The organism is Agromyces humi, assembly GCF_009720255.1.
In the GTDB taxonomy this organism is placed as follows: domain Bacteria; phylum Actinomycetota; class Actinomycetes; order Actinomycetales; family Microbacteriaceae; genus Agromyces; species Agromyces humi.
This window is the reverse complement of sequence record NZ_WJSP02000205.1, coordinates 1-6506: the sequence shown is the minus strand read 5'-3', so window position 1 is coordinate 6506 and position 6506 is coordinate 1. Positions and strand designations below refer to the sequence as shown.

The window sequence follows — 6506 nt, the reverse complement described above, 5'->3', positions numbered from 1 at the left end:
TCGGCGAGCAGGATGCGGTGGTGCACTACGCGGCCGAGAGCCACAACGACAACTCGCTCGACGATCCTCGCCCGTTCCTCGAGACGAATATCATCGGCACGTACACGCTCCTCGAGGCGGCACGGAAGCACGACATGCGCTTCCACCACATCTCGACGGACGAGGTTTACGGCGACCTCGAACTGGACGACCCGGCCAAGTTCACGGAACTGACCCCGTACAACCCCTCCAGCCCGTACTCGTCGACGAAGGCCGGCAGCGACCTGCTCGTGCGTGCGTGGGTCCGTTCCTTCGGCGTTAAGGCGACGATCTCGAACTGCTCGAACAACTACGGCCCATACCAGCATGTCGAGAAGTTCATCCCCCGCCAGATCACGAACGTGCTGCGCGGCGAGCGGCCGAAGCTCTACGGGAAGGGCGAGAACGTCCGCGACTGGATCCACGCTAACGATCACTCGTCCGCCGTTCTGACGATCCTCGAGAAGGGCGAGATCGGCGAGACCTACCTGATCGGAGCCGACGGGGAGAAGAATAACAAGGAGGTCGTCGAGCTGATCCTCACGGCGCTCGGCCAGCCCGCGGACGCGTATGACCACGTCGTCGACCGTCCCGGCCACGACCTGCGCTACGCGATCGACTCGACACGTTTGCGCACCGAGCTCGGATGGCAGCCACGGTTCTCCGACTTCGAGGCCGGCATCGCGGACACCGTCGCGTGGTACCGCGACAACCAGTCATGGTGGGCTCCGCAGAAGGATGCCACCGAGGCGCGCTACCGGGCACAGGGCCAGTAGTCATGCGCTATCTCATCGCCGGTGCGTCCGGCATGCTCGGCCAGGACCTCCAGGTATCGCTCGCGGGACGCGAGATCACGGCGCTCGGCCGCGCCGACCTCGACGTGACGGACCTCGACTCCGTCCTCGAGGCGGTTTCCGGACACGACGTCGTCATCAACGCTGCGGCATACACGAAGGTCGACGATGCGGAAGCGAACGAGGGCGCTGCATACGCCGTGAACGCCGAAGGCGCGAAGAATCTCGGCCTCGGTGCCGCCGAGCATGGTGCGCGACTCGTGCAGATCTCGACGGACTACGTCTTCGATGGTGCGGCGACCGAACCGTACCGCGAGGACTCCGAGTACGCACCCATCTCCGCGTACGGGCGGACGAAAGCCGCGGGTGAGCGGCTGGCGCTGGCTGCGAATCCGGAACGAACGGCCATCGTGCGAACGGCATGGCTCTACGGTGCGGGCGGCCCGAACTTCGCGAAGACCATGTTGCGCATCGCGGATTCGAAGCACACGTGGAGCGTCGTCGACGATCAAGTCGGCCAGCCCACCTGGACGGCCGATCTGGCCGACCAGATCGTCCGCCTCATCGACGCCGGCACTCCCCCCGGGATCTACCACGGGACCAATTCCGGGCGTGCGACCTGGCTCGAGTTCGCCCGAGCGGTCCTCGAGGAAGCCGGGTTGGATCCGACCCGGATCACCCCGACCGACAGCTCTGCGTTCGTACGCCCTGCACCACGTCCAGCGTTCTCCGTGCTCGGCCACGACGCGTGGGCTTCTTCGGGATTGGCGGAGATGCGGCATTGGCGAGATGCTCTCGCCGATGCAGCCCGCCACGGCGTCCTGACCACTCCCTGAACCAGGCGTCGGCTCCGGCCCGTCAGAGCAGCATGCGCGAGTACATCTCCAGTTGCATCCGGCGTGCCCATCGCGCCCGCAGAGTCGTGAGGTCCGATTCGAGCACCCGCGGATCGCGCGTCTTCGACTCGAAGTGGTACAGGCGTGACCATGGCGTGAAGATCGCCGACCGACCGGTCATACGAACCTTCAGATTCAAGTCGACGTCGTTGTAGTTCCCGGGCAGCGAGAGCGTGAATCCGCCGACCTCGTGATAGAGGTCGCGTCTCATGAGCGCACATGCCGCGGTCACACCGGACACCTCGTGGTCCGTGATCATCGATGCGACATCATCATCGCGCCCGCCCGGCCACCCGAATGCGGCGTGACCGGCGACGCCACCGGTGTACACCTGGCCCGCGTGCTGTACCGTGCTGTCTTCAAAGTACAACTGGGCTCCGACGATTCCCACGCCGTCTTGCTGTGCCAGCCCCAGCATGGTCTCGATCGAGTCATCGGTGACCATTTCGACGTCATCGTTCAGCAGGAGAAGGTACTCGCCGCGGGCGGCGGCAGCGCCGCGGTTCATCTTCGCACTGAAGTTGAACGGCGCATCCCAGACCAGCAATCTGAGGTGATCCCCGCAAATCGCCTCGAGCTCGTCCACGACCTCGACCGGTGTATCCGCGTCGGCCACGACAACGAACTCGAGGTGCGCGTAGGTCGACCGTTCGACGATGCCACGAACGGCCTCGACGACGAGCACGCGGTCGACATTCCCGATCCGAGCCGAGCTGCCCCGGGTCGGGATCACGACCGAGATCAGCGGCTCTCCAATGACCTTGTATCGGACTCGCCTCACGAACGGCTTGATATCCTCGACGGTCGCGTCGATTCCCGCTGCGGCGAGCCAGGATTCGACGACGCGACGCTGCGCGTCGGAGGTGCCTGCGAAATCGCCCGGCGCGAGATCCTCGGTGGCTAGGCGCATTGGAATCAGGGCGATGACGGCATCGTTGCGATACGCGCGCAGCGCCACATCGAGCACCTGTGCTCGGCGTGCTTCGGCGCGAAGGCCTCCGAGGCGTCGAAGGACGTCGATGCGGATGCAGACGACAGGGCCGAGATAGTCATTGCTGCGAAGTCGGATGGGCGAGAACGCCGGTCGCAGGAACGGTCGTCCAGTTTCCGTCATCGAATCGCCGTAGACGAGGTCCGTCTCGGGGAAGCGGTCGAAGAAGCCGAGCAGCCTTCGAATGAGATCCGGAACGGGCCGACCCCAACGCACCACGATCAGGAATTCCGCCGTGGTTTTAGCAAGGCGTGCATTCAGCGCCTCGGGGTCGGAGGAGAGAATACCGACCGCGTGGCGATCCGCAACGGCCAGGAGGTCCGCCGATTCCTCCTCGGAACGCCGGTCGACGATGAGGAAGGTCGAGGGACGATCGCGTTCGACCGTCGAGGCGATGGACTCGATCATCGACTCGATCTCGGACAGAGTGTGGCCGGCGGAATCGATCCATGCCTCTGTGATCGGCGCCGCGTCGCGGAGCGCCTGATCGGTCATCGAGGGAACCGAAGTCGACGGGCGACGACGCGCGCAGCCCTCAATGGGAGGGTGACGATGCGGCCCACGCGCCACGCCGCCGACGCATGCATGCTCGCGAGGCGCTGCTCGACCGCGATCGTCTCGCTCGGCGACAGGAGGTTCGCGGTCTGAAGTTCGTTCAGCTGCTGTTCCAAGCCGATCACACGGTCGAGCAACTCCAGACGCGACTCGTTCGCCGCTTCCTGGGGGTCGAGTTCTGTGCACGACCTTCCCTGTGACCAATGGGCGTTGGGGGCGACGCTCACGCGGAATGCTTCCTCTCGACGGCGGACGTAGACTAGCCTAATGCCCCCCGTGCGATCGTCCCGAGCCACACCGACGCGCACCGCTGATACACCCGGCCACACGCCGACCGCATCGCATCGACCCCGCGTCGTCGCGGTCGTCCCTACGTATCACCCCGACGCATCCGTCGAGTCGAATCTCCGCGCCCTCGCACGTCAGGTCGACGAGGTGATCATCGTGGACGACGGAACCGGTCCTGCCGCGAATGCGTTGCTGACGCGATTGTCGAGTTCGACGCGTGTGATCAGACTCGACCAGAACGCCGGGATCGCGCGTGCACTTAACGTCGGCGTGCGAGCAGCACTCGCCGATGGAGCTGACTTTGTCGTCAACACCGACCAGGACACGCGACTTCCGGAAGGTTACGTGGCCGCCTGCCTCGACACGTTCGCCAAGGCGAACCCCGTCACCCATCTCGGCATCGTTTGCTCCGACCATGTCAACGGACAGCCCTCCATTCCGACGTGGTACTCGCCCGAAGGCCTCGGCCTCGTGCCCGAGGCGATCCAGTCCGGTTTCGTGATCTCTAGAGAGTGCATCGAGAACGCCGGCCACTTCGACGAGCGACTCGTCATCGACTGCGTCGACACTGAGTTCTGCCTCCGGGTTCGCGACCGGGGGTTTCGGATCGCGGTCGCCGAGGGCACCGACATCTCGCACGCACTCGGCGAGATGGTGCCATTCCGCCCGTTCGGCATCCCCCTACGACACCGGAAGGGGGTGCACGAGTACCAATACCACTCACCGTTCCGCCAGTACTACATCACGAGGAACAATATCGATCTCGTGTTCAGGAATGCGCGGAAGCGCCCTCGATGGACACTAGCGGTCGTCAAGCGCCAGATCGAGCCGACGTTCGACGCAGTCGTCAGCGGGCCGAATCGCTGGAAGCACGCCGTCGCGATCACGGTGGGTGCGGCGCACGGTCTGCTTCGGATCCGGGGCCCGATCCCGGGCATGCTGCGGCGATTCCTGACCACCTGACGCGCGAGGGCGTCAGCCCTCTGCCGGCTCCTGCGTGGGCGGGAACACGGCCTGCTGCACCAACTGACGGATGTACTCGTAGTCGGGATCCTCGGGATCCACGCCGTTGTCGGGCACGAGCGGCACGTCGATCACGGGCAGTTCCTTCGTCTTCGACGCGAGGTTGACGAAGTACCCGAGCATGCCCTGCGGCACGTCGGTCTTCACGACCTGCGACCCGGCGGCCGCGATCTCCTGGAACTTCGAGAGCACGTTCGCCGCATTGAACTGCGCCAGCACCGCCTCCTGGAGCTGGAGCTGACGGGCCATCCGGTCGTAGTCGCTCGTGCCGTGGCGCGACCGCGCGTACCAGAGCGCGTGGTAGCCGTCGAGGTGCTGCTCGCCGGCGGGGATCCACTCCGCGACCGTGGTGAAGGTCTCGTCGGCGTGGATCGGCACGTCCTCGGGAACGTTGATCGTCACGCCGCCCAGTGCGTCGATGAGCTGCTGGAATCCCGCCATGTCGATGAGCACGTAGTACTGGATCGGCAGCCCGGTGATGCCCTCTGCGGCATCCCGCATCGCCTCGATGCCGGGCTCGGAGCCCTGTGAGACCGCGTCGGGGTACATGTCGGGGCTCTTCAGCTCGACCTCGGTGTAGATCGAGTTGAGCATGCAGACGTCGACCTCGCAGCCGTCGATGGCTCCGTACCCCTCAGGATAGAGCGAGCTCAGGGGCGAGTCGTCGTTGAAGGGGACGTCGACCATGTTGCGCGGGAGGCCGATGGTGACGGCCTGGCCGGTCTCGGCGTCGATGCTCACGACCCGGATGCTGTCGGGCCGGAGTCCGTCGCGATCGGGCCCGGCGTCGCCGCCGAGGAGGAGCACGTTGTAGCGGCCGTCGATCGGCGGCTCGCTGGGCCCCGCCACGAACACCGACGAGAGGAATCCGCTCGCCGTCGTCGCGAGGTAGGCGCCGTATGCGGCCGTTCCGGAGACGGCCACCATGAGCGCGACCGACAGCGCGGCGACCCACGCGCGGGCCGACGGGGCGGTCTTCACGAGGCGCACGAGCCGCAGGGTGTCGAGGGTCAGGATGACCCACAGCACCGCGTAGAACACGAGCAGGGCCGCCACCACCCACAGGGTGATGCTCGTCGAGAACACCGTGTAGAGCACGGTCGGCCAGAGGAACCAGACGACGAGGGCGGCGACGGCGAGGAGCCAGAGCGTCAGCGTCGCCCCGAGGCCGAAGCGCCCGAGCTTGCGGTCACCGGCGAGCACCTGGGCGGAGCCGGGGATGAGCACGTTGAGCACGATGAGCCACCACGCGCGGCGCGTCATGACCGTGCGGGAGGCGACATCCGGGAAGCGGATCGGGCTTGCGGCGAGGCTCATCGGTTGGACTTGAGCCGTTCGTTCTTCTCCTCGACGAGGGCGGCGAGGGCGGTGGCGTACTCGGCGAGCGCGGAGCTCAACGCGGCATCCGACGTCGCCAGGATCTTCACGGCGATGAGGCCGGCGTTCTTCGCGCCGCCGATGGAGACGGTGGCGACGGGGACACCGGCCGGCATCTGCACGATCGAGAGCAGCGAGTCGAGCCCGTCGAGGCGCGACAGCGGCACGGGCACGCCCACGACGGGCAGGGTGGTGACGGAGGCGAGCATGCCGGGAAGGTGCGCGGCTCCCCCAGCGCCGGCGATGATCACCTTGAGGCCGCGCTCGGCCGCCTGCTTGCCATAGGCGATCATCTTCTCGGGCGTGCGGTGCGCGGAGACGACCTCGACCTCGTGCGCGACGCCGAATTCGTCGAGCAGATCGGATGCCTCGCGCATCACGTTCCAATCGGAGTCGGAACCCATCACGACGCCGACGAGCGGGGTGGTTGCTGCAGTCACCCGATGAGTGTAGACGGCGGCACTGGCAGTTCACCGAAGGCACGCAGGGCGTCCCGCCGCTCTCCACAGGCACCGCGAGCGGTCCGCCCCTGCCGATAGATTGAATGGGAACAGGAGGCGAGCG

At 66.3% G+C, this 6506-nt stretch carries 7 protein-coding genes; 3 read left to right on the top strand and 4 right to left on the bottom strand.

Annotated features, from left to right (window positions below):
* Both rfbB and rfbD read left to right on the top strand, forming a co-directional pair.
* On the top strand, positions 1 to 794 hold a 794-nt coding region (rfbB, locus tag GH736_RS14805), incomplete at its 5' end, for a dTDP-glucose 4,6-dehydratase (RefSeq protein ID WP_159604659.1).
* Between the two features lie 2 nt (positions 795 to 796).
* On the top strand, positions 797 to 1648 hold the full coding sequence (gene rfbD, locus GH736_RS14800; RefSeq protein ID WP_159604657.1) for a dTDP-4-dehydrorhamnose reductase: 852 nt from the start codon (positions 797 to 799) through the stop codon (positions 1646 to 1648).
* Positions 1649 to 1670: 22 nt separating this feature from the next.
* On the opposite strand, the gene GH736_RS14795 is transcribed toward rfbD, so the two are convergent.
* Together GH736_RS14795 and GH736_RS14790 are read right to left on the bottom strand one after the other, a co-directional pair.
* Complete coding sequence (locus tag GH736_RS14795) at positions 1671 to 3194, bottom strand: glycosyltransferase family 2 protein (RefSeq protein ID WP_159604655.1); 1524 nt, start codon at positions 3192 to 3194, stop codon at positions 1671 to 1673.
* Positions 3191 to 3481 carry a hypothetical protein gene (locus tag GH736_RS14790; RefSeq protein ID WP_159604653.1) on the bottom strand — a complete coding sequence of 97 codons (291 nt, stop codon included), beginning with the start codon at positions 3479 to 3481 and terminating at the stop codon, positions 3191 to 3193. The genes GH736_RS14795 and GH736_RS14790 overlap by 4 nt, the downstream gene beginning before the upstream one ends.
* A 40-nt stretch (positions 3482 to 3521) precedes the next feature.
* Between GH736_RS14790 and GH736_RS14785 the strand changes: the two genes are divergently transcribed.
* A complete protein-coding gene (locus GH736_RS14785; RefSeq protein WP_159604651.1) occupies positions 3522 to 4505 on the top strand; it encodes a glycosyltransferase in 984 nt (327 codons plus the stop codon).
* Positions 4506 to 4517: 12 nt separating this feature from the next.
* Here the strand turns inward: GH736_RS14785 and GH736_RS14780 are convergent, their stop codons facing one another.
* Positions 4518 to 5882, bottom strand: a complete 1365-nt coding sequence (locus GH736_RS14780; protein ID WP_159604649.1) for an LCP family protein — start codon at positions 5880 to 5882, stop codon at positions 4518 to 4520.
* Complete coding sequence (purE, locus tag GH736_RS14775) at positions 5879 to 6346, bottom strand: 5-(carboxyamino)imidazole ribonucleotide mutase (protein WP_203230789.1); 468 nt, start codon at positions 6344 to 6346, stop codon at positions 5879 to 5881. Before purE ends, GH736_RS14780 begins: the two co-directional genes overlap by 4 nt.
* Positions 6347 to 6506 lie beyond the last annotated feature (160 nt).

Bases quoted from the DNA above. Each gene is read 5' to 3' on its own strand.
- rfbD (WP_159604657.1), top strand. From the start codon at position 797: ATGCGCTATCTCATCGCCGGTGCGTCCGGCATGCTCGGCCAGGACCTC.
- GH736_RS14795 (WP_159604655.1), bottom strand. From the start codon at position 3,194: ATGACCGATCAGGCGCTCCGCGACGCGGCGCCGATCACAGAGGCATGG.
- GH736_RS14785 (WP_159604651.1), top strand. From the start codon at position 3,522: ATGCCCCCCGTGCGATCGTCCCGAGCCACACCGACGCGCACCGCTGAT.
- GH736_RS14780 (WP_159604649.1), bottom strand. From the start codon at position 5,882: ATGAGCCTCGCCGCAAGCCCGATCCGCTTCCCGGATGTCGCCTCCCGC.
- purE (WP_203230789.1), bottom strand. From the start codon at position 6,346: ATGGGTTCCGACTCCGATTGGAACGTGATGCGCGAGGCATCCGATCTG.